The organism is Sphaerisporangium fuscum (assembly GCF_018531465.1).
Classification (GTDB): domain Bacteria; phylum Actinomycetota; class Actinomycetes; order Streptosporangiales; family Streptosporangiaceae; genus Sphaerisporangium; species Sphaerisporangium fuscum.
In genome coordinates, this window is record NZ_JAHDTF010000026.1 from 133,647 (window position 1) to 160,151 (window position 26,505).

Below are 26,505 nucleotides of genomic sequence, written 5' to 3' on the forward strand. Positions count from 1 at the left end.
AGCACCGGGTCCTGCCGCCTGAGGGTCTATGGGGCGTTCGTTCGGAATTTGGCGCCGGCACGGATGTCGCCGATTCCACGTCCATCCACAGATCGCCCGGCCGCCCGAGGTTATCCACAGGCGAGGCCGGAGGCGGCCACGAGGTCGCGATCTTCGTGTATCCATGTCTGTGATCGATAGTGTGTTCGCACAGAGATCCGCCGCATGTCGCGGCGGCGTGCGGCGAGAGGGCGGTGGGAGCCGTCCTCGCGCCGTCACGGGGCGCTGATCGCCGACCGAGGTCGTTTCTCCGAGCGACCTCACGGCCGCCGGGGGAGTGGGGATGACGGAGAGAGCTGTCACGGGAGGGTCGCGGGCGTTCGGCCTCGACGCGCTCGCGGTGAGCGACCGCTTCAGGTTGTTCAACTTCACCCGGCGCGACGACCACCTGGTCTACCTCTGGGTGCTGCGCGCCATGGACCGCCTGCGGGCCGTCCACCAGCTCCAGGCGCATCCCGACGACGTCGCCCGGGTGCTCGCCGAGCTCGGCGCGACGTACGAAGACGCTCCACAGGCCGACGACAACCTTCGCTCGCGCCTCGACGCCCTCGCCGAGGACGGCGTGGTGCACCGGCTCGAGGACGCCTCCCGCGCGGGCAGCCTCGTCAGATACCGCAACCGGCAGTCGGTCTACCAGTTCAGCGAGCTCGGCTACCAGGCGTTCACCGCAGTCGAAGAGGTCCTCGCCGCCCGCCTGCAGGACGCCAACCTCTCACGGCTGGTGTTCTCCGACATCCTCGAAGACCTCAAGGCGCTGGCGGCCGCCAACCGCTCGAGCCACGGCGAGCAGGTGTGGCGCCGGCTGTCCCGCCTCGACACGGTGATGGAGGACATGGCGCGTCGTTCGGCCCGCTTCCACCTCACGCTGGCCGAGATCACGCGGTCCACCGACGCCTCGCCCGAGACCTTCCTGCGCCACAAGAACACCTTGCTCGCCCACATGACCGACTTCATGGCCGAGCTCGACCGCTACCTTCCCCGGCTCGACAAGGCGGTGCGCGAGGTCGAGCAGACAGGGGTCGAGACGATGCTCGGCCGCGCCGCGGCGGCCGACGAGCGGCTGTTCATGGGATACGACGAGCGCCTGGAGGACTGGCGGCGCCGCTGGCAGGTGCTGCGCGCGTGGTTCGCGGCCGACGGCGGCGAGTCGTCCCGGGCCGCGCAGCTGCGCGCCGCCACCCGCACCGGCGTGTCGGGTGTCATCGCCTTGCTCAGGCAGATCGCCGAGGCCCAGCGCGGCGGCGTCAACCGGTCCACCCAGCTGCGCCACCTGGCCGAATGGGTCTTCAACACGCCCGACGAGGGGGCCGCCCACGCCCTGATGACCGCCGCGTTCAACGCCCGCACCGCCCGTCACCTGGGCGGCGCCCACGACGACGCCGAGGTCATCTCCGTCCGCTCCACCTGGTGGGACTCCCCGGGCGTCGAGATCTCGGTGCCGCTGTTCCGCCGGGGCAAGGCTCCCACGCCCGGCGTCCCGCAACCCGTCCGAGGGCGCGCCGGCATCCGCGGCGAGCTGCGCCGACGCCAGGCGTCCCGGCGAACGGCCGAGCGTGAGGCCGCCTACGGCCTCATGGAAGCGGGAGTCCACGGGCGTGTCCTCGACGAGGCCGAGACGCGGGTGGTGCTGAGGCTCCTCACCCGGGCGATGGAGTCCCGCACCATCGTCGCGGGGCGCCTGAGGCCTGCCTCGGGCGGGAACGAGCTGATCACCGTCCGCCTCGTCCCGGCGCCCGGCGGCAGCACGGTCCGCACCGTCCACGGCGCCCTCCACCTACCGGGCCTGAGGCTCGACCTCCAGCCGTCCACCAACGCCAGAGCACCCCTGTGGAACTCCCCACCGAACCCCCAGGCGGCCCCAGGTGAGCCCTCGCGCCGTTCCGAGAGCGCAGGGGGTGTCCCTGCCGGCCCTCGGCCGGGGGAGCCGTCTCCCGAGCTGAAGGGTGCCGCCGCTGGGGCCCGGCCGGGGGAGTCGTCGCGGGATTCCGGGGTGGCCGTCGAGGGTGTCCCTGCCGGTCCTCGGCCGGGGGAGCCGTCTCCCGGGCTGAAGGGTGCCGCCGCTGGGGCCCGGCCGGGGGAGTCGACTCGCGGGGGCAAGGGGGCCGCTGCCGGCGTCCGGGGCGTGGGAGAGCCGCCGTCCGGTTCGGGAGCGAACGGCGTCGGTGATCTGGGTGTGGAGGCGTCGGCCGATGAGGGAGGAGACCGATGAGGGAGCGTGGAGCGGCCGCCGGGGTGCTGCCGAGCGACCTTGGGTCCTACCAGCAGGCGGTGCGGCTCGCCCTGACCAACGACCTCATCACGCAGACCAGGCCCCGGCCGGGCGCCCTGGAGCAAGTCCTGCAGTGGGCCGACCAGCTCACCCACGACTTCCGTGAGCTGTTCGGCTACACCGTGATCGCGACGACGCGGCAGGTCCGGGTGGTGCGCCGCCTCGACGCGTTCGACGACACCCAGCGGCTGCTGTTCGCCAAGAAGGGCAAGTCCTTCGACCGGCGTCGCCTGGCATATCTGTGCCTGGTGCTCGCGCTGTTCCAGCGGTCCCGCGTGGAGATCAGCCTGGCCGACCTCGTGCGGGCCTTCGCGCCGACCGCCAACGCCATCGACGGGCTCGGATTCGACCCCACCGTCACGGCCCACAAGGCGGCGGTCGTCGACTGCCTCGACTGGCTCGTCGAACGCGGCGCGCTGCGGGTGTCCGACGGCTCGCTGGACGCGTGGGCCCACGACACCGAGCACGGCGACGCCCTGTTCGACATCGACCACGACATCTGCGCGATCCTGTTCAAACCCGCCCGGCCCGTGCAACACCTGACCAGCGCGGCGGGCCTGCTCGAAGGCGGCGAGTCACGGGACCGCCCCGACGACGTCGCACGTCGGGCGCGGCGCGCCCTCGTCGAACACCCCGTCGTCTACTTCGCCCAGGTCGAGCCCGAGGTCGCCGACGCCCTGCGCCGGCCCGACCTCACCGCCGACCTGGCGCGGCTCACCGGTCTCGCCGTGGAGTGCCGGGCCGAAGGCGTACTGCTCGCCGACGAGGGAGGGCGCTTCACCGACAAGCCCTTCCCGGGGCGCGGCGGCGCGGTCAACCGCGCGGCCGGCCTGCTCCTGGCCAAGATGGCCGACCTGCTCGAAGATCCCGACGAGCGTGCCACGGTGACGTTCCTGGAGCCGCCCGGCGACGCCGACGACCAGCGTGACCTGCTGGCGCGCATCGACTCCGCGCTCCCACAGGCCGGGGTCGTCCGTGAGCTGGCGTGGGCACCATCCGCCGTCCGGCCTCCCGGCCCCGGTGGCGCCTCGCCGCCGCAGGTCGCGCTGGTGGAGTGGTCGCGGCTGACCGCGATGATGGGCGAGTTGTACGAAGAGCTGGGGGCGGCATCCTTCTCCAGCGCCTGGCAGCACGATCCCGATGGGCTGCTGGACGCCGCGGTGACGCTTCTGGCCGAGCTGCGCCTCGCACGGCGGCATCCCGGCGGGGTGCTGCTGCTCCCGGCCTTCGCCCGCTACCGCAACATCACACTGGCGCTGCCCGACAGGCGTCACAATCAAGGCCAGCTCGGCCTGCAGCTCTCGTCGTCTCTACCGGAGGACTCCCCTTCATGACACCCGCACCCGGCCGCTTCAAACCGTCCCGCGCAGGTGTGATCAATATCTGGGACTACAGCGACGAGGAGTTCGTCTTCGCCGACGGACGACTGGTGCTGCGCGGCCACAACGGTTCCGGCAAGACCAAGGCCCTGGAGGTGCTGTTCCCCTTCGTGCTCGACGGGGTGAGCGACGCCCGGCGCCTCGACCCCTTCAGCGGCGAGAACCGCACCATGAAGTCCAACCTGCTGTACCGCGGCGAGGAGGCCGGGTACGGCTACGTGTGGATGGAGTTCGTCCGCGACGGCGTCCCGGGTGCCACCGCGAGCACGGAGATCCACGGCGAGGACCACGGCCACCCGTCCACGCAGAACGGCGAGCTGAACGGGGCCGATCGCGGTGTCCCCGCCGAGGACGGTGAGCTGGGTGGGGCCGATCGCGGTGTCCCCGCGGAAGGGAGTGAGCCGGGTGGGGCCGGCCGCGCTCTCCCCGGCGCAGCGGATCGCGCTCCCCGCGCGCAGGGCGCTGAGCTGGGCGGAGTAGGTCGCGACCTGCGCGCGCGGAACGGTGAGCCGGGCGGGGTCCATCGAGACCTAAATGTGAACGACGGTGAGCCGAGCCCCGAGGCCGGGGACGGTCACGATGCGCCGGGAGAGGTGGGGCGGGAGGAGCCCGAGGCGGTCACGCTGATCATCGGGCTGCGCGCCCACCGGCACCGCGACGGCGTGACCTCGTCGTTCTTCGTCACCGCCAAGCGCGTGGGTGTCGACTTCGGCCTGCTGTCCGCCGACTCCAGGCCCCTCACCGAGAAGCAGCTCAAGGCGGTGCTCGAACCCGGAGCCCGGTTCAAGACCGCCACCGACTACCGCGCCGCCGTCGACGCCCGCCTGTTCGGGCTCGGCAAGGAGCGCTACGCCCAGTTGCTCGACCTGCTGCTCGCGCTGCGCCGCCCGCTGCTGGCCAAGGACCTCGACCCGGTCAAGGTCTCCGACACCCTCAGCGCCGGGCTCAGCCCGGTCGACCCGGTGCTCGTCGAACAGGCCGCGCGCGACTTCGAGAACCTCGCCGCCGTGCAGCGGCTGTTCGACGACCTGAGCCTCGCCGACGGCGCGGTCAAGGAGTTCCTCGTCCACTACACCGCGTACCTGCGGGCCCACATCCGCCACCAGATCGACCGGATCGCCGAGCGCGTCGAGGGCGCCGCCGGCTCCGCCGACCGCATTCGCCAGGCGGCCGCGGAGCTGCGCCGCGCACAGTCGGCACGCGAGGAGGCCAAGCAGCACCAGGAGGCCGCCGAGACCGAGCTCGACCGCTACGACGGCAGGCTCGCCGTCCTGAAGCAGCACGACGCCTACAAGGCCGCCGGAGAGCTCGACGGGCTCCGCCGCCGCATCGCCGACGAGAGCGCCGCCATCGCCAGGGAGCGCAAGCGCCTCGACCAGGGGCGCGGCCACATCACGAAGCTCGGCGCCGAGGCCGCCAAGGTCACCGAGCGTCTCGAGGACGCGCGTGCGAAGGCCGACCGCCATCTCAACGAGCTCGCCGACGCGGCGGGCAGGGCCGGCGTCGCCGAAGGCGGCGAGATCCTCGGCGCGACCGCCGAGGAGGGCGTCACGCTCGCCCGGGCACGGGTGACGGCCCGGCGCGGCGACGTCGAGGCGGTCCGCGCGCGCATCGCCGAGCTGGCGGCCACGGAGGCCAAGCGCGCACGGGCCGAGACCGCGGTCGACGACGCCGACCGCGCCGTCACGACGGGCGAAGCCAAGCTGTCGCAGGCCGAGGACGGCCTCGGCCAGGCGCGCCGTTCCACCCTGGAGGCGCTCGAGCAGTGGGCCCGTCGCTGGATCATGGCGGGGGAGCATGCCGTGCTCACCGACGGCGACCTCGTCGTCATGACAGAGACCCTCGAGACGGCCGGGGAGCCGGGCGCCCGCAGCCTGCCCGAGGTGTTCGGCGAGCTCACCGAGGAGCGCCTCGCCCAGGTCATCGAGACCAAGGCCCGCGTCGAAGCCGAAGACTCCCGCGTCGGGGCCCTCGTCCGAGAGTTGCGTGCCGCACGCAAAGCCGTCGCGGCCGAACGCGACGACGCGCCGCCGGGGGACGAGGCTCGTGAAACGGCCCGCGAGGGGCGTCCCGGCGCGCCGCTGTGGCGGCTCGTGCGCTTCGCCGACGACGTCGGCGACGGCACCGCGGCAGGGGTCGAGGGCGCGCTGTACGGCGCGGGGCTGCTCACCGCCTGGATCCACCCCGACCCCGGGCTCACCACGGCGGCGCTGGAGGCGGGCGAGGCCGACGGATACCTCGTCGCGCTGCCCGAGGAACGGCGCCCCCGGGGACGCACCCTCGCCGACGTCCTCGTCGCCGAGGACCAGGAGATGGTCGCGTCGTCGGTCGTCGAGGCCGTCCTCCGCTCCGTGGCCCTCGACGACGACGTGACCGGGGCGGTCCATGCGAGCCCGGTGGTCAGCGAGGACGCGCGGTTCGGCTACGGCCCCCATCTCGGCGCCCTTCCCAAGCCCTCAGCCGAGTACATCGGCGCCACCAACCGCGCCACCCGCCGCCGCCTGCGCATCGCCGAATACGACCGGCTCATCGCCGGGCACGAGGAGACCCGCGAGGCGCTCACCGAGGAGACCGAACGCCTCAACGCGCTGGTCGCCGACTTCCGGCGTGCCCGTAAGGAGCTTCCCGAGACCAAGGCGATCGTCACGGCGGCGCGCGCGGTGGCCGACCAGGCGAGCAGGCTGGCGGTGGCTCGGTCGGCGTTGGAGACGGCCCGCAAGTCCCTCGACGTCGTGGTGGCCGAGGTCGGGGCGGCCGGCAGGCGCCTTCGCCAGACCGCCGCCGAGCTGTCCATGCCACGTGACCCCCGGGAGGTCGACGCGGTCGCCCAGGCGCTCGACGACGTGCTGCGCGCGGCCGAGGCGCTGCGCACCGAGCGCGAGAAGGCGGCCACGGCCGAGAGCGACCTCGCCGACCGGCAGGAGACGATCGGGCGGCTGACCGAGGAGCAGGCCGAGGGCGAGATGGTGCTCGGCGAACGTCAGGCGGCCCACGCGGTGCTGGTCGAACGGCTGGAGACGCTGGAACGCACCTTCGACGCCGATCTGAAGGAAGTGCTCCAGCAGATCTCCGAGACCGAACGGCTCATCGCCCAGGCGCGCAGGGCCCGCTACGACCAGGAGAAGATCGCGGCGAAGGAGCGTGAGGCCGAGGTCGTGGCCGGCAAGGACCTCGAACACGGCCGGGAGTCCCTCACGGCGGCGTTCGCGAGCCTGTCGGAGCAGATCGCCGAGTTCGTCCCCTACACCCAGGCCGATCTGCGGCCTCTGGCCGGCGTCGCCGACCTCAGCCCCTGGCCTCTGCAGGACGACCCGCACGGTCCGGAGCAGGCGGGCAAGATCGTCGCCGACCTCATGATCGCAGAGACGCCGCCCGACCCGCTGGAGGCCGTCCGGTCGACCCTCCCGGCCGGTGCGCTGGCGATCATCGACGCGTACGACGCCGCCACCCAGGGAGGGCGGGCGGTGACCCCCTCCACCCTGAAGACGACCCTCGACCGGCTGTCCAACGCCCTGCGCGACTTCCAGGCGGCGCTGGAGAAGTGCCAGGAGGACTATCGGCTCGACTGGGAGCCGGGTGCCGTGCTGACCGTCCACGTGATCGACGCGGACGGGCGGGCCCCCGTCTCGGCGTTCGCGCGCAACGTCGCCGAGCGCGCGGAGGAGCAGGGGGTGCTGCTCGAGGAGCGCGAGCGCACGGTCCTCGAAGACGAGCTGCTGACCGGCCTGGCCCAGCAGATCCACTCGCGGGTCCTCGCCGCCAAGGACCTCGTGCGCGGCATGAACGCCGACACCCGCTCCAAGCCCATGTCGTCGGGCACCACCATCGGCATCCGCTGGGTGCAGTCCGACAAGATCGACGACCGGCAGCGCGCCGTGGCGGCGCTGCTGGTGCGCGACGCCGCGGCGCTCGGCCGGCAGGGGCTCACCGTGCTCCGCGGGCACCTACGGCAGATGATCAGGGACTACCGGGGCAGGAATTCCCGGGCCACCTACAAGGAGGCGCTCGGCGCTGTTCTCGACTACCGCTCGTGGTACACCTTCGAGCTGCTGATGGCCCGGCGGGGCGAGCCGGAGGCGCGCCTGACGCGGGCGAAACACTCGCAGATGTCCGGTGGGGAGAAGTCCGCCTCGATCCACCTGCCGCTGTTCGCCGCCGCCAACGCCCTCTACTCCTCCGGGCGCGCGTCCTGTCCTCGCATGATCGCGCTCGACGAGGCCTTCGCCGGCATCGACGACAACTACAAACCCGAGCTCCTGGGGCTCACCGTGCAGTTCGACCTCGACCTGTTCATGACGGGCCACGATCTGTGGTGCACGTATCCCACCATGCCCATGATCGCGCACTACGACCTGCTCCACGACAGCGAGCTGCGGACGGTGTCCACGATCCTGGCCCTGTGGGACGGCGCCCAGGTGTTCGACGCCGACGCCGGATACTCCGGCAACGACGAGCTGGTCAGGGAACTCCTCGGCTTCACCCCCCGCCGCCACCTCCCACCCGGCACCCTCCCCGACACTCTTCTCACCTCTCCCGACGACGATGACGACCTCGAGGAGCTGGAGATCCCCATGTGAAGCATTCGAACGTGATGCGGCCGGGCGAATGAGGCCCGGCCGGTCAGGGACGGCAGAGTCGGCCGGCTGCGGCAGCACGTCTTCCAGCCGCCCAGGCGTCCATCGCGGCCGAGCGGGCGGCCCGCACAGGAGCCGGAAACCGGGGCGGGATCCTGCGCGTACGGTCGGAGCCGCTTGGAGAATGCCGGAGGATGGCGGCGTGCCGGCCTCGCGCGGTGTCGGGACCGGTGGTGAGAAACGGGAGGTGGCGGCGCGTCGCCCTTGCGGGATGACCCCGGCATCAGAGCCGGACGCTCGTCGTCGACCCCGTGGGGGTGGGCCCACGAGGTCGAGGGGATCCGCGTGCGGTTGTCGGAGTTCGACGTACTCCACCCGCACACCTTGATCACCTGCACTCCCCATCAATGCAAGATCGACGTAGCTGACTTGCTGTGCGGCGGGAGCGTTCAGAACAGGGCTTGATCCCGATCGGCGGCCGCTTCTGCGACCCTCTCGACGACAGCCAGGACCTGCTGATGCCTCGACGGTCCTCGGTGGCCGGCCGGCGTTGGTTGGCGGGATCGGTCGAAGTGCGTCATTCGATCGGCCGCCGCTCCTGCGACCCTCTCGACGACAGCCAGGACCTGCTGATGCCTCGACGGTCCTCGGTGGCTGGCCGGCGATGGTTAGCGGGGTCGGTCGAAGTGCGTCATCCGATCGACACGCATCCCGTCGCTCCCGTCCAGCGGTGTCCGTCTCGAACCTTCATCGAAGTTGGGGTCGAGTGGCGGGGGAGTGGTGGCCGGTCAGACGCGGCGTGCGCCGATGATCTTCATCCAGTTGTCGCAGTTGCCGCAGGCACTGCGGGGCTGCCAGATCCTTTTGTCCCAGTTCCACGTCTCGGCGTGGAAGTACAGGTTCTTGCCGTGGACGTCGGTCATGAGCTGCGCCTTGATCGCGTAAAGGTACTTGTTCATCGCGTCGACCTCGGCGCAGTTGTCCACTGTCCACGCCTCGCCCTGCCCGGTCCTGGCGAGGAGCGATTCCATGATCGGATGCTTCCCGTTGGCGGGGAGGTACGGATACGCGCCGCTCGTTCCGGTGAAAGTCTGCTGCGTGGCGATGTCGGCCAGGCCGGCGACCACCGTGCCCAGCCCGCCCTGTGTCTTGGTCGCCTTCTGGGCCTCGGTGCGGGCGGTGGCGATGAAACGCTGGATGGCTTCATCGGCCTTGCGCCTGTTGGCCTCGGCGACCACCTTGGCCTTTTCCTCCAGATACCACGCGAACCCGCCGTTCCAGTCATTTTCGGCGACCCACGTGACAAAGGCCGTTCGCGCTTCCGTCTCGGATTGCGTCTTGTTCACGAGGGCGCTCTCCAGCGCGCCGAGCTTCTTCCACACCGCCTCGGCGGCTTCCCTGAGCTCGCTGCTGAGCTTCAGCGTCTTGATCCACTGGCCGAGCTCGATGCGGGTCGCGCTGGCCCACTCCTTGACCTTCGTCGTGGGTACCGCTTCTTCGGCGGGGTTGTGCGAGGCGTGCGTCGTCTCTGCCATCGTGCTTCCTTCGTCGGGGGTCTTCGCCCGTGGTGGCGGGGGCCTCGACTACGGTCGCCGGGGGCCGTCTACGTCGGATTGCCGCGTGATCCGGATCCGATTGCCGGCGTGCTCACGGCGATTACGGCGCGGCCTCAAGCGGAAATCGTCCCTGAGAAATCAGGACGGCACGACGGCAGCTCGCCGGAGCCGCGCGCGATCAGGCAGGGGGGGCAGGGAGGCGTTCGGCGGAGCCGTCTCGCCGGACAGCCGGTGAAACAGGCGTTCGGCGGCGACCACTCCGAGGTTCGCCGGGTCTTGGCCGGCCGCTTCGGCGATGGCCCGTCGCACGAACAGCGACTGCGGGGACCGCCGTCCGTCACCGGAGCATCCGGACCGCGTCGGTGGCAAACGCATGGATCGACGGGGCCATCACCGAACTCATCCACCGCATCGCCTGGTGCGCTTCCCATCCCGTCGGCCGTACCGGCTGTGCGCGTCCCATCCCGTCGGCCGTACCGGCTCACCCCGCACTCGCTGCGACGCTCTTTCGCCCTCTTTCGGTTGACGCCGGCGCCGCCCTTCGTGACCTGCGAGACGCCATGGGCCACGCCAGCCCAGGCACCACACGCACGGCTACGACCAGGCCCGCCACCCCTCGAACGCCAGCCCGCCACCCCTCGAACGCCAGCCCGCCACCCCTCGAACGCCAGCCCGCCACCCCTCGAACGCCACCCCGCCACCCCTCGAACGCCATCCGCCAGCCGCGACCGTCAAGGCGGCGATCGCAGGGCGTCATCGGCCACCTGGGATCACTTCCAGGAGGTAGCCGACGATGTCGTTGAAGGCGCGAAGTGTCATAAGTGCGGATTTGTCCTGGTCCAGCAGGGCGCGGAACTCGCCAGCCAGCTGTTCGACGGCGTGATCCCTCGTGCCGTTCCCCGTACCGGCGGCCAGTGCGGCCAGCCGCCTGTGCAAGGCCTCCTCCCGCAAGGTGTCGCCCTTGCCGAGGATGCGGACGGCGCGGTCCCGAGCCACGGGCCACACCGAGGTGGTGCTGGCCTTTATCAAGATCTCGGCCGCTCTGCGCGGAGCCTCGTCCGTCACCGGCAGCCCGCGTCCACTCCTCACCGTCGCGGACGCAGATTTCCCCGTCGTGGTCAGGGCTGGGGATGCTCCCGTGGCGGTCGGAGACGGAGGTGTTCCAGGCTCTGCTACGGGCGGAGATGCCCCGGTCCGACGTGGAGATGCCCCGGTCCGACGTGGAGATGCCCCGGTCCGACGTGGAGATGCCCCGGTCTGAGGTGAAGGTGCTGCGGTCTGAGGTGGAGATGTTTCTGTCCGAGGTGAAGGTGCCTCGGTCCGGGGTGGAGATGTTGCCGTCGCCATCGCGGACAGAGGTGTTGTCGTCGCCGTCGCGGACATCTCCGCCCCCGTCTCCGTCGAAGGTGGAGGTGACCCTGTCGCCGTCGCCGACGGAGATCTCTCCCGTTGCCGTAGCGGGCCCTCCGGGGACGACCATGCCGGGTAGCGGCGTCCGGACAGTCGGTTGACCGTGAGGAGGACGGCGGCGGTGGCGGTTACCGCGGTCATGAGGACGGACAGCTGCCCAGGCGTACGCAGGAACCCGAGAGCGACGATGAGCGTCGTCGCGCCGCCGGGTGGGTGCCACACGTCACCGAGCCGCATGCCCGCGCAGGCGAGCACCAAGGCCACGGTGACGGCGGTCACCCGGTGCCCGTCGGGATGGGACAGATCGGGCGGCGTGCGGGTGAGGCCGGTCAGCGCCAAGGCGGTGTATCCGGCGGCCGCACTGACCAGATGCCCGAGCACCGTGTTGCGCGGGCTGGCCGTGGAGGCGGATGTCGCGGTCAGGGCCAGGAAGATGGTCGGGCCCAGTGAGGGGAAGACGAACGGCTGCGCGGTCAGCCATGCGACCCCGGCGGGTACCGCGATGCAGGCACCCGCCTGGGCCGCCGTCACGGCTGCCTGGCCCGTCCGCTGCCACCGTGACCCTCTCCATGCGGGACCCGGAGCCATGGCTGTCATCGCGACCGCCGGGACGTGGGGCCGGATTCCATGGCTGTCACCGCGTTGCGCCGTGGTCGGCGGGTGTGTTGCCGCCGCGTGACCGGTAGACGATGTACGGACGTAGCAGATATCCGACAGGAGCCGCGAACGCGTGCACCAGGCGGCTGAAGGGCCAGAGCGTGAACAGCGCCATGCCGAGCATGGTGTGGAGCTGGAACACCAGCGGTGCGTGCGCCATGGCGGGGACGTTCGGTTGCAGTGTGAACAGGCTGCGGAACCACACCGAAACCCCCAGACGGTAGTCATAGGCGCTGGTCGCCGATCCCACCAGCGTCGTCCACAACCCGGCCAGCAGGACGGTCCCGAGTACCGGATAGAGCACGCCGTCGCTGCGACTGGTGGCCCGGCGGACGGCCGGCACCCCCAGCCGCCGCCACAGCAGGATCGCCAGGCCGATGACGGTGGCCAGGCCGGCCAGTCCGCCGACCAGCAACGCGTTGAGCCGGTAGGCGGACTCCGGCACGTGCAGCCTCTCGGTCACGCCCTCCGGCACCAGCATGCCGACGACATGCCCGGCGATGACGAACAGCAGCCCGAAGTGGAAGACGGGGCCCCCGACGCTCAGCAGGCGGCTCTCGTGCAACTGGCTGGAGCGGGTCGTCAGCCCGAAACGGTCGTAGTGGTAACGCCAGGCCGTCCCCGCCACGAAAAGGACGAGCACCAGGTAGGGCAGGACTCCCCACTCGGCGATCTGCAGATGCCTCATGCGTGCGCTCCTCGTTCGGCATGTCCCGCTGTCGGCGGGTAGGGGGCCAGCCCCACGCTCTCGGTGGGCGGACCGGCCTCGGCCACCGCCCGCACCCGGCGGAGCTGTGCCGGTGTCGGCTCCGGCAGGGTGGACAGCACGGCACCCAGGACGTCGGCGTAGGGGCTGCCGAAGTGCTCCAGGGCCGACGCGAGCAGCCGCAGGCCCGGGGCGTGCTCGCCGAGCAGCCGCTCACCGGGACCGGGACAGCGGGCGGAGAACTCCAGCATGAGCGGCAGGAAGTCGGGCAACTCCTCCGCGCCGCACAGCCAGCCGTGAGCTCGGTACAGCTCCTTGATCCTGGCGAGCGAGGCGCCCCGCCGGCGGGTGTCCCCGTCCAGGTAGTACGTCATGTGCAGGGTGCGCCGGCGGCTGCGGTCGAAGGTGGACACGTAGTCCGCGGCCAGCTGGAGCGGGTCCGCCGGGCCGGTGCGGGTGCAGAACTCGCGCAGGGGTGCGGCGGGGCCGGGCAGCGGGGCGAGCGCCTGCTCCACCAGGCGGATCCGCTGCGGCCAGTCGTCGCCGGGATAGAGCAGCAGCAGCGAGGCCGCCTGGCGCACGGAGGCGTGCACCCCGCCGGCCTCCGCCCGGCCTTTGGATGCCGGGCCGTTGGTCTCTGTCTGGTCTTCGGAGACGGGGCCGTTCGGTGCTTGCCGGCGCCAGGGGGCGGGGATCGGGCCGCTCATCGTGTGCCCTCGGCGCGGGGTGGGAAGAGGCCCGCGGGCGTCCCCTGGCCGTCCCAGTTCAGCAGGTTCACCCGTCCCCGTAGCCGGTCGTCGCCGCTCACCGCCACCGGGGCGTGGAAGGCGTCCGCCTGCTCCAGCATGCCGGGTCCGCCGGGACCGTCCAGGCTGCACCCGCCGGCGAGGTCGTCGCCGGCGCCGTGCCCCGCGGTGTACGCCGTCGGGATGACGTACCGCTCGTCGTACTTGGCCAGCGCGAGCAGCCGGTACATCTGCTCGATCTGCGCGGGCTCCATGCCCACCGCGGCGGCGATGCGCGGGTCGGCCTCCTCCCCGAGGTTCAGCCTGCGCATGTGCGCCCGCATCGCGGCGAGCCTGCGCAGCGCCGCCTCGACCGGCGCGGTGTCCCCGGCGGTGAACAGTCCGGCGAGGTAGCCGAGCGGGATGCGCAGGCTCTCGATCGCGCCGAACAGGTTCGACGCGTCCTCGCCGTCGTGCCCGGTCTCGGCCAGGGCGTCCACGATGGGCGACAGCGGGGGCACGTACCAGACCATCGGCATGGTGCGGTACTCCGGGTGCAGCGGCAGCGCCACGCGGTGACGCGCGATGAGCGCGTACACCGGGGATCTCCTGGCGGCCTCCACCCACTCGTGCGGGATGCCGCCGGCCTCGGCGGCCGAGGCGACGGCCGGGTCCGCCGGGTCCAGGAAGCAGCCGAGCTGGGCCGGGTAGAGGTCCTGCTCGCGGGGCACGGCGGCGGCCTGGCCCACCTTGTCGGGGTCGTAGAGGATCACGCCGAGGTAGCGCAGCCGGCCGACGCAGGTCTCCGAGCACACCGTGGGCTCGCCCGCCTCCACCCGCGGGTAGCACATCGTGCACTTCTCGGCCTTGCCGGTGTGGTGGTTGAAGTACACCTTCTTGTACGGGCACCCGGTCACGCACATGCGCCAGCCGCGGCACCTGTCCTGGTCGACCAGGACGATGCCGTCCTCCATCCGCTTGTACAGCGCGCCGGAGGGGCAGGCGGCGACGCATGACGGGTTGAGGCAGTGCTCGCAGATACGTGGAAGGTAGAACATGAACGACTGCTCGTACTGCAGGCGCACATCCTCGCCGACCTTCCGCAGCACCGGGTCGCCGGCCAGGTGATCGGGCCCGCCGCCGAGGTCGTCGTCCCAGTTCGGTCCCCAGGTCACCGCCGTCGGCCGGCCGTCCACGAGTGAGCGGGGCGGCGCGGTGGGCACGTCCTCGCCGAGCGGCGCGGAGGTCAGGAGGTCGTAGTCGTAGGTCCACGGCTGGTAGTAGTCGTCCAGCAGCGGGAGTTCGGGGTTGGCGAACAGCCGCGCCAGCCGGCGCACCCGGCCGCCCGCCCTCGGCACCAGCCGGCCGTGCCGCAGGCGCCAGCCGCCCTTCCAGCGGTCCTGGTCCTCGTAGCCGCGCGGGTACCCCTGCCCGGGCCGTGTCTCGACGTTGTTGAACCACACGTACTCCGTGCCCACCCGGTTGGTCCAGGTCTGCTTGCAGGTCACTGAGCAGGTGTGACAGCCGATGCACTTGTCGAGGTTCATCACCATCGCGATCTGCGCCATGACCCGCATCAGTACTCCACCTCCTGGGACCGGCGGCGGACGACGGTGACGGCGTCACGCTGGTTGCCGGTGGGCCCGTAGTAGTTGGGCGCGAAGCACAGCTGGCCGTACCCGCCGATGAGGTGGCTCGGTTTGACCAGGAGCTTGGTCAGCGCGTTGTGGACGCCGCCGCGGCGGCCGTTCGCCTGGGACTTCGGCACGTTCACCAGGCGTTCCTGCACGTGGTACATCAGCACGGTGCCCTGGGGGATGCGGTGGGAGACCACGGCCCGGGCGACGACCACGCCGTTGGCGTTGACCGCCTCGATCCAGTCGTTGTCGGCGACTCCGATGGCCTCGGCGTCCGGGACACTGATCCAGATGACCGGGCCGCCTCGGGCCAGGGTCTGCATCAGCAGGTTCTCCTGGTACTCCGAGTGGATCGACCACTTGGAGTGCGGCGTCAGGTAGCGGACGCGCACCGAGCGTTCCCCGCCGGGCGTGCCCGGCCCGCACTCGCCGAGGGCCGCCATGTCCAGCGGCGGGCGGTAGACCGGCAACTGCTCGCCGAGTTCGGCGATCCAGTCGTGGTCGAGGTAGAAGTGCTGCCGCCCGGTGAGGGTGTGCCACGGCTTGGCGTGCTCCACGTTGAGGGTGAAGGGGGCGTAGCGGCGGTCGGCGGATTCCTTGCCGGACCATTCGAAGCTCGTGCCGGCGGCGACGGGGCGGTCCTGGGTGTCGGAGAACACCACCCGGTGCTCGGCGACGGACGCGCCCAGCTCCGCCAGGCCCGACGCGTGCCCGCACCGCCGGTCGAGTTCGGCGAACCCCTCCGCCGCGACACGCCCGTTCGTGGTGCCGGACAGCGCGAGGATCGCCTCGCAGAGCTTCACGTCGGTGTCCAGCAGGGGGCGCCCGGCGACCGGCGCCGCCTCCGCGCGCCCGCACCGCGCGGCCAGCCAGGCCACCTCGGGTTCCGCCTTGACCGTCACCCCCTTCACCGTCATGCCCGGTTCCTCCGGCAACGGCCCGAGTGCCGCCAGCTTGTCGGCGACGGCCGTGTAATCCCGTTCGACCACTGTCAGCACCGGCAGGTTCCGGCCCGGCAGGGCGTCGTGCCCCGGTTGCCGCCAGTCGGGCACGCCACCGCCCGGCTGGGCGGTCTCGCCGGGCGTGTCGTGCTGCAGGGCCGTCGCGACCAGGTCGTGGGCGACGTCGAGGCGGCCTGCCGCCAGTTCGCTGAACCTGCGCGCCAGGCCGTGGAAGATCTCGAAGTCGGTGCGGGCCTGCCACGGCGGGCTGATGGCCGGGGAGAAGGCGTGCACGTACGGGTGCAGGTCGGTGCTCGACAGGTCGTGTTTCTCGTACCACGTGGCGGCGGGCAGCACCAGGTCGGCGAACAGCGTGGTCGAGGTCATCCGGAAGTCCAGCGCGAGCAGCAGGTCGAGCTTGCCGCGCGGCGCGTCGTCCCGCCAGGTCACCTCGCGCGGGCGCGCCTCGGGAGGCGTCTCCTCGGCGCTCGCGCCGTCGCGCGCCCCCAGCAGGTGACGCAGGAAGTATTCGTTGCCCTTGGCCGAGGACCCGATCAGGTTGGCCCGCCACACGGTCAGCACGCGCGGCCAGTTCTCCGGCGCGTCGGGGTCCTCGCAGGCGAAGTTCAGCCGGCCCGCCGCGATCTCGCCAGCCACCCAGCGGGCGGGGTCCTGGCCGCCGGCCCGGGCCTGCTCGCCGAGCTTCAGCGGGTTGGCCGAGAACGTGGGATAGGAGGGCATCCAGCCGAGCCGGGCCGACTGCGCCACCAGGTCGACGGTGTGGCGTCCGGCGAACAGCCCGCGACCCACCGCGCTGGACAAGGCGCTCGCCGGGTAGCTCTCGTAACGCCACTGACCGGTGTGCAGGTACCAGTACGGCGTGCCCGCCATCTGCCGGGACGGGCGCACCCAGTCGGCGGCCGTCGACAGCTGCTGCCAGCCGGCCAGTGGCCGGACCTTCTCCTGGCCCACGTAGTGCGCCCAGCCGCCGCCGTTGACGCCCTGGCAGCCGGTCAGCAGCAACAGGGAGAGGAACGACCGGTAGATCGTGTCGGAGTGGAACCAGTGGTTGGTCCCGGCCCCCATCACGATCATCGCCCGGCCTCCGGTCTTCTCCGCCGTCACGGCGAACTCGCGGGCGATGCGGATCACCTGCCGGGCGGGCACCGAGGTGATCTGCTCCTGCCATGCCGGGGTGCAGGGGTCGGACGCGTCCTCGTATCCGTCCGGCCAGGCCCCCGGCAGGCCGGGCCGGGGAACGCCGTACTGGGCGAGCAGCAGGTCGAAGACCGTGGTCACCAGGCGCCCCGCCACCCGCCGTACCGGCACCCCGCGCCGGACCGAACCGGTGTCGTCGTCGAACCGCGGCAGCAGCACCTCCGCGCTCTCGCCGCCCTCTTCGTACAGGGTGAGCAGCGGGTCGACCTCGCCCAGGCGCAGGTTCCACCGCCCGGCGCCTTCCGGGTCCCATCGGTCGCCCAGCGTGCCGCCGGGCACGACCGGGACGCCCAGCCGCGCGTCCATCAGCACCGGGCGCCAGGCGTGACGCCCGCCGGCGTCCTCGCCGCCGCCGAGCCCGGCGTCGGCGGCGGTGACGAACTTGCCCGGCAGGTGGCAGCCGTCCCCGTGTTCGTCCAGGGCCACCAGGAATGGCAGGTCGGTGAAGCGTTTGACGTAGTCGAGGAAGTAGGGCACCGTCCGCCGGACGAAGAACTCCGTCAGGATCACGTGCCCCATCGCCATGGCCGCCGCGCCGTCGGTCCCCGGATGAGGGTGCAGCCACTCGTCGGCGAACTTCGCGGCGTCGGAGTAGTCGGGGGAGACCACGACCACCTTCTGACCGCGGTAGCGGGCCTCGGCCATCCAGTGGGCGTCCGGGGTGCGGGTGACCGGCACGTTCGATCCCCACAGCAGCAGGTACGCCGCGTCCCACCAGTCGGCCGACTCCGGCACGTCGGTCTGGTCGCCGAACACCTGAGGCGAGGCGATCGGCAGGTCGGCGTACCAGTCGTAGAAGGAGAGCATCGGCGCGCCGATCAGCGACATGAAGCGCGCTCCCACCGCGTGCGACGCCATCGACATGGCAGGGATGGGGGAGAACCCGGCGACCCGGTCGGGCCCGTACGTCATGATCGTATGTACGTGCGCCGCGGCGGCGATCTCCAGAGCCTCCTCCCAGCTCACCCGCACCAGGCCGCCCCTGCCCCGCGCCGACTGGTAGCGCCGCCGCCGGTCCGGGTCACCGGTGATCTCGGCCCACGCGGCCACCGGGTCCCTCAGCCGGGCCTTGGCCTCGCGGTACATCTCCACCAGCACGCCCCGCGCGTGGGGGTAGCGGATCCGGGTGGGGGAGTAGGTGTACCAGGAGAAGGACGCGCCGCGGGGGCAGCCTCGCGGCTCGTACTCGGGCCGGTCGGGGCCCACGCTGGGGTAGTCGGTCTGCTGCGTCTCCCAGGTGATCAGGCCGTCCTTGACGTACACCTTCCAGGAGCACGACCCGGTGCAGTTCACCCCGTGGGTGGAGCGTACGACCTTGTCGTGGGCCCACCGCTCGCGGTACGGGGCGTCGTTGACGTCCTGGTCGGTGCGGTAGAGAACGCGTAGGTCCGGTGTCGTCTCGGCCCGCCGTAGCAGCGTGCCGGCCCGCAAGAGCCGGTCCGCGGCGGCGGCCGCCGCCCGCTCCACCGTCTGCCGTCGTCTGCGGTCGAACATGTCAACGACCTCCCTGTGCGCCGGCGTCGCGCGAGGCCGTTCTCGTGCCCGACGGCCCCGCTCACCGCACCGATCGACCTGAATATGGCCTCTGACTCCGATGGCCACACGCGTGTCAGGGACGATTTCTACCATGAAACAGTGTCCACATGGAATCTATTAGCCGAGCTACGATTTCCGCTCCTCCGTAAACTCGTCGAAGGAGGGGTCATAAATATGGCTATAGCGGCAAAATATGGGCGCCAGCCCCTGCTGTGACCGCATCTGAGCTGGGGCGACGGCGTGCAAAGGGGTTATACGGCTGCGACGCGGGAGTGTCGCCTGCCGTTAACTCGACGCTAACTTTTCTTCCGTAGAATGCCTGGAGGGTCGAGGTCTCGGCATTCGGCGATGACGGCGAATGCCTTTAAGGCAGTGGCCGGTATATCTGTCAGAAAGTGAGGTCGTCCCCGGTCTCCGCGGCAGCGCTGAACCCCAGGAGGACGCGGGCGAGCACCTGCCTGTCGGCGGGCTCCATGCGTTCCAGCACCTCGCCGATGCGCCGCCGCCGCGCCGAGCGTAGTCGTTCGAGCACCCGCCGCCCCTGCCCGGTCGTCTCGATGCGGATCTCGCGCCTGCTGTGCGGGGCCGGGAACCTGCTCAGCAGGTCCGCGCCGTCGAGCCGGTCGACCAGGCGCCCGGCCGCCGAGAGCGTCATACCGAGGTGCGCCGCGAGCGTGCTGAGATTCAGCGGACCGTGACGGTCGACCGCCAGCATCGCCCGTAACTGGGTCAGCGACAGCTCTCCGACCTCGGCGAGGGCGGTCAGGGTGACCTCCACCAGGACCAGGGACGCCTCTTCGACCAGCCAGGCCGAGCCGTACGGACCCTCGTCGCCCTGCGCGGGCACGGCGGCCTCCGGCCGGCTTCCGCGTAGGTCGTCCCCGCCGTCGTACGCAGCCCCCACCACCACTTCCAGCGCACCCCTTCGACCATCGGTGACCCCAAGTCAGGGGCGGCGGCGAGCGCGGCCGTGGGAAGCGGGAGAGGCGACCCGGCGAGCGACGCCGAGCCGGGCCGGGCCGAGTGCCTGCCATCCCTATCTGCGGGAGAAGCACTCTACCCTTCCCCGATCGATCATGGCGAGTCCCTGACCATGTGACACGGGCGGGTGTCCCGTCCGCCAGCCGGCGCCAGGGGGTGAGTAAAGGGGGGCGAAACGGGTATGACGGAAACGGCAAAATAGGGTTGGTTATTTATCCCCAAACAGGTGTCAAGCCATCGAGAGCGGGCACGCGACTTGTCGGCTGAGCTATGAGGCCGTCACAGATCGCTCACTCTCATGGGACTGTCATGATCACCCAGAACATCGTGCTACCAGCCGTTTCGTGGCTGCGCCGTGCCGCCTGCCGCGGTGAGGACCCTGAGCTTTTCTTCCCGATCAGCGCCAAGGGCCCCGGCCATGTCCAGCACGAACGCGCCAAGGCCGTGTGCCGCCGGTGCCCCGTGCGGACACCCTGTCTCGATTACGCCCTGACGACCGGCCAGGAGCACGGCATCTGGGGAGGCACCGACCCCGACGAGCGCAGGACGGTCACAGTGCGCCGGCGGGAGTGGCACTACAGCACGGGGTAACTGTCGTGTCATGAGAGACGATCATTCCGCTCCCGAGCGCCGGCCCGCCGGGGTCGATGACGCCACCGTCGACGCCCTGAGCAAGCTGGCCGACGCGATGGAGACCGTCGAGCGGGCACGCGGCCACCTGTACACCTTCCACCAGCTGACCGGGCGGGCGCACCGGCAGCTCGCCGAGGCGACGGAACTGCTGCGCCGGGCCGGGCACGACGAGCAGGCCGACGCGTGCGCCGCGATGTCCGGCGCCGCGGTGTTCGCGGACATGTGGACGTACGAGGTGGTCGAGGAGTACGACGACGGCTACCACCGCCGCTTCACCGAACTGGAGGAACGGGTCAGGGACGACCTGGTGGAAGGCCGCCGGCACATCGCCGAGGCGGAGCAGAAGCGCCGCCTCCACGGGTGACCGGCGGGGGGTGGCGGTCGTGTGACGGGGCTACTTCAGGGCGCCCGCGGTGAGGCCCGCCTGGATCTGGCGTTGGAAGATCGTGTAGATGACCAGCATCGGCAGGATCGCCATGCTCAGCGCCGCGAACAGCGCCGACCAGTCGGCGTCGTAGCCGGCCGAGGTGGAGATGTCCGCGATGCCCTGGGTGAGCACCCACTTGTCCTTCGCCTGGCCGCTGAGCAGCACCAGCGGGATCTGGTACTGGTTCCACTGTCCCAGCACGTTGAAGATCGTGATGCTCACGATGCCCGGCCGGGCCATCGGCAGCATGATCTGGAAGAACACCCGGCTGTGCGACGCCCCGTCCACGAACGCCGCCTCCGCCACCGCCTGCGGGAGCGTGCGGAAGAACGCCGACAGGAAGAACACCGTGAACGGCAGCGAGTAGGCGATGTACACCAGCACCAGCCCGCCCCTGGTGTCCAGGCCGATGAACTGGCCGATCAGCGGGAGGTGTCCCATGTTGTCCACCACGAAGAACAGCGGCGTGAGCGCCAGGTACACCGGGAACGCCAGCCCGGACACGAACAGCAGGTAGATCGCCCGGTTGCCGCGGAAGCGGTACCGGGCCAGCACGTACGCCGCCATGGACCCCAGCAGCATCGTGCCGAACGTGCCGAACGCCACCACGACGACGCTGTTGAGCATGTACTGCCCGATGTGGGCGTGCTCCCAGGCCCGCGCCCAGTTGTCCCACCGCAGCGTGGCGGGGAGCGACCAGGCGCTGCCGAAGATCTCGTCCTCGCTCTTCACCGAGGCCAGGAACGTCCAGAGGATCGGGACGACGACCAGCACGGTCCACACGACCAGCGCCACGTGGGACAGGCCCGACAGCGGGCCGAGCCTGACCCTGCGCTGCTCGCGCGCCGCGCTCCGGCTGAGCCGCACCTTTCCCGCCTGCGAAACCATCGCACGGCCCCCTTAGAACTCGATCCGCTCGCGGCGGGACAGGCGCATGGCCACCACCGCGAAGGCGACCGTGAAGAAGAACAGGACCACGCCCATCGCCGAGGCGTAGCCGAACCTGAAGTACTGGAACGCGTTGCGGTAGATCTCGGCGGCGATCACGGTGGTCGAATGGTCGGGGCCGCCCTGCTCGGCGGTCATGACCCAGACGATGGCGAAGACGTCCAGCGCGGCGATGCCGAGATAGATCCAGCCGACCTGCACGGTGTCCCACAGCAGCGGCAGCGTGACCCGGAAGAACATCTGGCCCCGCCCCGCCCCGTCGATCTGCGCGGCCTCGTACATCTCGCGGGGGATGGAGGCCATACCGGCCGAGAAGAGCACGACGTAGAAGCCGACGGCCTGCCAGACCAGCACGCCGAGGATCGACCAGAACGCCACGTCCGGGTTGGACAGGAACCCGACCGGCTTCAGCCCGAGGGCCATCAGCGGGGCGTTCAGCATGCCGCTCTTGTCGGGCCGGAAGACCTGCTGGAACAGGACGGCGACGATCGCGACGGCCAGGACCTGCGGGAAGAAGAACACCACCCGGTAGAACCCCGACCCCCAGATGCCGGCCACGCCCCCGCTCGCGCCGCCCGCGTTGAGGAGGAACGCGAAGAACAGGGCGATCACGATGGTGAGCAGCGGCAGCAGGACCAGCAGGAGGCCGTTGTGCCCGACGGCCTTCCAGAAGACGTCGTCGGACAGGAGCCGCCCGAAGTTCTCCAGCCCGACGAACTGCGGATCGGCGCTGACACCGCGCCAGTTCGTCATGGCGATGTAGAACGCCTGCGCGTAGGGCGAGATGACGTAGATCAGGTAGAGCAGCACCGGGGCGGCCAGGAAGCTCACGATGAACCGCGCCCGTGTGAACGCCGTCCGGTTGATGGCGAGTGATGTCCTGCCGGTCATCCGAGCTCCCGTGCGACCTCTGCGACCGTGGCGACGTCCCGGCGGGCCGGGAGGGCCGAGCGCGGCATGTGGGTTCTGCTTTCTGTCGGGGACGGCCGGGGCCGGGGAGCGCCTCGGTGGCCTCCCCGGCGCCCGCAGGTCAGCGGGTGAACTTCTTGACCGAGGAGTCGTTCTTGATCTCGTCGGCCTTCTTCTGGCAGCGGTCGGCCCACTCGTCGACCTTGAGGCGGCCCGACATCAGCTGCCCGGTGGCGGCGGCCACTTCGTCGTGGAGAGGCTTGTACCACCAGCGGAACCGGAAGTAGACGATGTTGGGGCCGGCCGCCTGCAGGGCCGCCGCGGCGCTCTGCAGGCCGGGCTTGAGGTTGTGTCCCTCGGTGGCGCCCTTCACCACCGTGAGCGTGCTGAGGAGCTCGCTGAACTTGCTCGCCCCCTCCTTGGAGAGCATCGCACGGATGTACTCCATGCCGGCCCGCGGGTTGGCCGACTTGGCGGCGACGAAGAACTCCTCGCCGGGCCGGGAGTGCACGGTCCCGTACGGCAGGGCGTCGGAGTCGGAGAAGGAGGGGAGCGGGAACATCGCGTACCCGAAGTCGGCGGGTGTGGAGTCCTTCTGCTCGTTCTCCAGCCAGGAGCCGCAGGGCAGCATGGCGACCTCGTACTTGTTGTGCGCGGTCTGGGTCTGGATGTGGTCCAGGCCCTCGGTGCCCTGGAGGAGGTACTTCGAGCCGATCTCGGCGAAGGCGGTCGCCGCCTTGATGACCGGCTCGGCCTTCCACGCGCCGTCGGCCAGGTTGTCGATGTTCTTCAGCACGTCGACACCCGCGATCTTCGCGGCGAGGGTGAGGATCGTCTCGTAGATGTAGAACGGGTGCTTGCCGGCGTAGGTGAACGGCGCGCACTTGCCCGACTTCTTGATCTTCTCGCAGAGGGCCGTGAACTCGTCCCAGGTCTTCGGCACCTTCCAGCCGTTGTCGTCGAACAGCTTCTTGGAGTACCAGATGCCCCAGACGGTGTTGGCGTACTCCAGCACGCAGTACTTGCCGTCGTAGGTGCCGAGCTCGATGGCGGAGGGCAGGATCGTGTCGCGCACCTTGACGTTCGGGTCGTCCCAGCTCGGGGCGTCGAGCAGCTCGGTGAGGTCCTGCAGCTGGCCGTCCTGGGCGAGGGCGCCGAACTCCATGGAGTTGTCGCCGGAGTTGTTGACGAACTCCGGCGGGTTGCCCCCGGCGAAGCGGGGCTGGAGCGTCTTGGAGATCTCCTTGGTCGCCGAGTGCTTGATCTCGACCTTCGGGTGCCTGCTCTTGAACAGCGGCTCGTGGATGGTCCTGGCGTACGCGTCGCCGTACCCGCCGTCGAAGATCACGACTTCGAACGGCTTGTCCTCGGCTATGCCCAGCGGGTTGGTGGCCGTCTTCGGCCCGGTGGGCACCACCTTGGGACCGGTGGAGCCACCGCCGCCGGCCGGGGACGCGCACGCCGCGAGCGCGCCGGCAGAGGGCAGGAGCAGTCCCGCGAGAGCGGCGCTTCGCAGTAGCTCTCGCCGGGAAAAGGAGTTGTCCGCCATGAATCCTCCTGGGGGGCTGGAGCGTCCGCCGCGCCCGGGCCCCCTGTGCGCGGGGGCCCGTACGGGCGGGTGGTCTGTGTCGGAAGTTGTGGTGCGCGGTCAGGCGCCGCGGCGGATCCGTCCCGCGTAGCGGTCCTCGAGCTCGCGGTTGTGCTCGTCGCCGCCGACGACGTTGACCGACCGGTAGATCGGCGGCACCTCCCCGGCCTCCAGCAGCTCCCTGACGACCTCGGCGACCGTCATCTGGGCCAGCAGGGCCGAGGTGATCGTGGAGACGGCTCCGAACGTGCCGCCCTCCGGGAGCGGCATGACGGCGTCGCCGTAAGGGGCCCCGTTGTCGAGGACCACGTCGGCGAGGTCGAGGAGCTTGAGCCCCGACGGGTGCCGGGACCTCATCTCGGTGCTGTGCCGGACCGATGTCAGGGCGACCAGCGCGTGGCCGCGCTGCTTGACGATGGAGGCGAGCTCCACGACCGAGCCGTTCACCCCGGAGCTGGAGACGAGGACGAAGGCGTCCTGCGGCCGGACGGGCGCGAGGTCGTAGATGCGGTGGGCGATCGACGGGTCGCGCTCCAGCTCGGGACCGAGCACGCTCGGCGGCTCCCCGCCGTACAGCACCAGGTCGCGGGGCGACATGCGGTTGGTGGGCACCAGCCCGCCCGCGCGCCCGGCGATCTCCATGGCGATCGCCTCGGAGTGGCCGGAGCCGAACGCCTGGATCACTCCGCCGTCGCGCAGCGAGGCGCACAGCAGGGCGGCCGCCTCACGGACGGCCCCCGCCTGGCTCGTGGCGACCTCGCGCACCAGCCCCTCGACCTTCTGGACGTAGGCGGCGGCACTGATGTCCAATTCGTCTCAGCTCCTCTCCACGCGGTGGCTCTCAACGGCCCTGATCGTCAGCTCGAACGCCTCGCCCGTGCGTTCGAAGGTGCGCTGCGCGACCGCGACGTACACCACGTCGAGGACGAACAGCTGCGAGTGCACGGCGGCGAGCCCGCCGGGCCGGAACGTCGTCGCCCTGCTCGCGGTGGTCAGCACCAGGTCGGCCGCCTCGGCGAGCGGGGAGCGGGCGAAGGAGGTGACCGCCACGGTCGTCGCGCCGTGCGCCCCGGCCTCGGCGAGCGACTCCAGCACCTCCCGGGTGCGTCCGCGGTGGGAGATGCCGATGGCCACGTCGCCCGCCGAGAGCAGTGCGGCGTCGGCGAGCGCGTCGTGCGGGTCGGTGAAGCTCCAGCACGGCACGCGGATGCGGCGCAGCCGGCCCTCCAGCATGGCGGCCACCGCGCCGCTGGTGGAGACGCCGAACATCAGCACCCGGCCCGCGCCCAGGATGGCGTCGGCGACCTTGCCGACGACGCCGAGGTCGAGCTGGGCGGCGGTCTCCTGGATGAGCCGGGCGTCGGCCGTGGCCATGACCTCGACGACCGAGGTGAGCGGGTCGTCCGGGCCGATCTCGCGCCCGACGCCCGCGCCCCAGTGGGCCTGGGCCGCGCGGCCGGTCTCGGTGGCGATCGCGACGCGCAGTTCGGCGTACCCGGCGAAGCCGAAGAACCTGCAGAACCTCGTGACCGTGGCGGGCGAGCTGCCGCTGCGCCGGCCGAGTTCGGTGATCGTCGAGCGTGCGGCGACCGCGGGATCGGCGATGATCGCCTGGCCGACGCGGCGCAGGGCCTCGGGCAGGCCGGGCAGCTCCGTCTGGATACGACCCAGCGCGCCTCCGGCCACAATCATTCCTTTCACGTTCGGGTGATCGGATGAAAATAATTGCCCAGGCGGGCGCGCTTAGCAAGACCGGCTTCGTTACATTTCGGCCAGCAAGCGGCCACGCCACGGCCACCGTGCGGCCATACGGCGACGGGGCGAGTGGTGGCGGCTCTCGCGGGAGGTGTCAGGGGCCCGCCGTTCGCGTCCCGTGCGGGGACGGCGGTGGGTCGTCAGGCCCGGGCGAGCCGTTCGCGCTGGGCGGCGTCGGCGTGCAGGACGGTCTCGAGGAGCCGGGGGAAGAGCAGGTCGAGGTCGTCGCGGCGCAGGCTGGTCATCTTGGCGGTGCCGCGGTAGGCCTGGTTGATCACCCCGGCCTCGCGGAGCACCCGGAAGTGGTGCGTGGAGGTGGACTTGGTGACCGCCAGGTCGATGGCCGAGCAGGGGGCCTCCTCGCCCTCGCCGAGCCCGGCAAGGTGGCGCACCACCTGCAGGCGCATCGGGTCGGACAGGGCGTGCAGCACCGATTCGAGCCGGATCTCCTCCCGGGCGGGGTGGTCCAGCGTCCTTGCGGGTGTGGGCGGCACGGGCTTCCTCCTGGTCGATCTCTCCTATTGTACGAGGACCTTCGTAGTTTGACATATGGCGTACTACGTCAGTTATCGTACTAAAGTCCGCCCAGGGCCGAGTCGACCACCAGAAGGAGCGCC

The 26,505-nt window shown here is 71.0% G+C and carries 18 protein-coding genes and 1 pseudogene; 5 read left to right on the plus strand and 14 right to left on the minus strand.

The window, feature by feature from the left end; translation table 11 throughout:
* Positions 1 to 322 precede the first annotated feature (322 nt).
* The 3 genes from KIK05_RS31285 to KIK05_RS31295 are packed head-to-tail and all read left to right on the plus strand — an operon-like array spanning position 323 to position 8,264.
* A complete protein-coding gene (locus KIK05_RS31285) occupies positions 323 to 2,248 on the plus strand; it encodes a TIGR02677 family protein (protein WP_214414484.1) in 1,926 nt (641 codons plus the stop codon).
* Positions 2,245 to 3,642 (plus strand): DUF2398 family protein, encoded by a 1,398-nt coding sequence (locus tag KIK05_RS31290; protein ID WP_214414485.1) that lies wholly within the window; start codon positions 2,245 to 2,247, stop codon positions 3,640 to 3,642. The genes KIK05_RS31285 and KIK05_RS31290 overlap by 4 nt, the downstream gene beginning before the upstream one ends.
* Positions 3,639 to 8,264, plus strand: a complete 4,626-nt coding sequence (locus tag KIK05_RS31295; protein WP_214414486.1) for an SbcC/MukB-like Walker B domain-containing protein — start codon at positions 3,639 to 3,641, stop codon at positions 8,262 to 8,264. Before KIK05_RS31290 ends, KIK05_RS31295 begins: the two co-directional genes overlap by 4 nt.
* Before the next feature lie 785 nt (positions 8,265 to 9,049).
* Here the strand turns inward: KIK05_RS31295 and KIK05_RS31300 are convergent.
* The 8 genes and pseudogenes from KIK05_RS31300 to KIK05_RS47355 all read right to left on the minus strand — a co-directional run bounded on the left by KIK05_RS31300 (position 9,050) and on the right by KIK05_RS47355 (position 19,557).
* A complete protein-coding gene (locus tag KIK05_RS31300; RefSeq protein WP_214414487.1) occupies positions 9,050 to 9,796 on the minus strand; it encodes a hypothetical protein in 747 nt (248 codons plus the stop codon).
* A 774-nt stretch (positions 9,797 to 10,570) separates the two neighbouring features.
* Complete coding sequence (locus tag KIK05_RS47350) at positions 10,571 to 10,813, minus strand: hypothetical protein (RefSeq protein ID WP_250563759.1); 243 nt, start codon at positions 10,811 to 10,813, stop codon at positions 10,571 to 10,573.
* Between the two features lie 498 nt (positions 10,814 to 11,311).
* Positions 11,312 to 11,824: pseudogene (locus KIK05_RS49485) on the minus strand (HPP family protein); the annotation flags it as partial.
* Between the two features lie 37 nt (positions 11,825 to 11,861).
* Positions 11,862 to 12,572, minus strand: a complete 711-nt coding sequence (narI, locus tag KIK05_RS31310) for a respiratory nitrate reductase subunit gamma (protein WP_214414489.1) — start codon at positions 12,570 to 12,572, stop codon at positions 11,862 to 11,864.
* Positions 12,569 to 13,297 carry a nitrate reductase molybdenum cofactor assembly chaperone gene (narJ, locus tag KIK05_RS31315; RefSeq protein ID WP_214414490.1) on the minus strand — a complete coding sequence of 243 codons (729 nt, stop codon included), beginning with the start codon at positions 13,295 to 13,297 and terminating at the stop codon, positions 12,569 to 12,571. The genes narI and narJ overlap by 4 nt, the downstream gene beginning before the upstream one ends.
* Positions 13,294 to 14,892 carry a nitrate reductase subunit beta gene (gene narH, locus KIK05_RS31320; RefSeq protein WP_214414491.1) on the minus strand — a complete coding sequence of 533 codons (1,599 nt, stop codon included), beginning with the start codon at positions 14,890 to 14,892 and terminating at the stop codon, positions 13,294 to 13,296. Before narH ends, narJ begins: the two co-directional genes overlap by 4 nt.
* Entirely contained in the window at positions 14,892 to 18,605 is a 3,714-nt protein-coding gene (locus KIK05_RS31325; protein WP_214414492.1) for a nitrate reductase subunit alpha, read from the minus strand. Before KIK05_RS31325 ends, narH begins: the two co-directional genes overlap by 1 nt.
* A 430-nt stretch (positions 18,606 to 19,035) precedes the next feature.
* Positions 19,036 to 19,557 (minus strand): MarR family winged helix-turn-helix transcriptional regulator, encoded by a 522-nt coding sequence (locus KIK05_RS47355; protein WP_214414493.1) that lies wholly within the window; start codon positions 19,555 to 19,557, stop codon positions 19,036 to 19,038.
* 380 nt (positions 19,558 to 19,937) lie between these two features.
* Here KIK05_RS47355 and KIK05_RS31335 point away from each other — a divergent pair, with 380 nt between their 5' ends.
* On the plus strand, positions 19,938 to 20,219 hold the full coding sequence (locus KIK05_RS31335; RefSeq protein WP_214414494.1) for a WhiB family transcriptional regulator: 282 nt from the start codon (positions 19,938 to 19,940) through the stop codon (positions 20,217 to 20,219).
* 10 nt (positions 20,220 to 20,229) lie between these two features.
* A complete protein-coding gene (locus KIK05_RS31340; RefSeq protein ID WP_214414495.1) occupies positions 20,230 to 20,625 on the plus strand; it encodes a hypothetical protein in 396 nt (131 codons plus the stop codon).
* 30 nt (positions 20,626 to 20,655) lie between these two features.
* Here KIK05_RS31340 and KIK05_RS31345 read toward each other — a convergent pair whose 3' ends face one another.
* From KIK05_RS31345 to KIK05_RS31370, 6 genes are all read right to left on the minus strand, one after another.
* Positions 20,656 to 21,576: a carbohydrate ABC transporter permease gene (locus KIK05_RS31345; protein ID WP_214414496.1), complete on the minus strand. Its 921-nt coding sequence runs from the start codon at positions 21,574 to 21,576 to the stop codon at positions 20,656 to 20,658.
* Between the two features lie 12 nt (positions 21,577 to 21,588).
* Complete coding sequence (locus KIK05_RS31350) at positions 21,589 to 22,527, minus strand: carbohydrate ABC transporter permease (RefSeq protein WP_214414497.1); 939 nt, start codon at positions 22,525 to 22,527, stop codon at positions 21,589 to 21,591.
* Positions 22,528 to 22,666: 139 nt separating this feature from the next.
* On the minus strand, positions 22,667 to 24,094 hold the full coding sequence (gene ngcE / locus KIK05_RS31355; protein ID WP_214414498.1) for an N-acetylglucosamine/diacetylchitobiose ABC transporter substrate-binding protein: 1,428 nt from the start codon (positions 24,092 to 24,094) through the stop codon (positions 22,667 to 22,669).
* A 99-nt stretch (positions 24,095 to 24,193) separates the two neighbouring features.
* A complete protein-coding gene (locus KIK05_RS31360) occupies positions 24,194 to 24,943 on the minus strand; it encodes a sugar isomerase domain-containing protein (RefSeq protein WP_214414499.1) in 750 nt (249 codons plus the stop codon).
* 6 nt (positions 24,944 to 24,949) lie between these two features.
* Complete coding sequence (locus KIK05_RS31365) at positions 24,950 to 25,825, minus strand: MurR/RpiR family transcriptional regulator (RefSeq protein ID WP_214414500.1); 876 nt, start codon at positions 25,823 to 25,825, stop codon at positions 24,950 to 24,952.
* A 203-nt stretch (positions 25,826 to 26,028) separates the two neighbouring features.
* Positions 26,029 to 26,382, minus strand: a complete 354-nt coding sequence (locus KIK05_RS31370) for an ArsR/SmtB family transcription factor (protein ID WP_308250191.1) — start codon at positions 26,380 to 26,382, stop codon at positions 26,029 to 26,031.
* Positions 26,383 to 26,505: the final 123 nt, after the last annotated feature.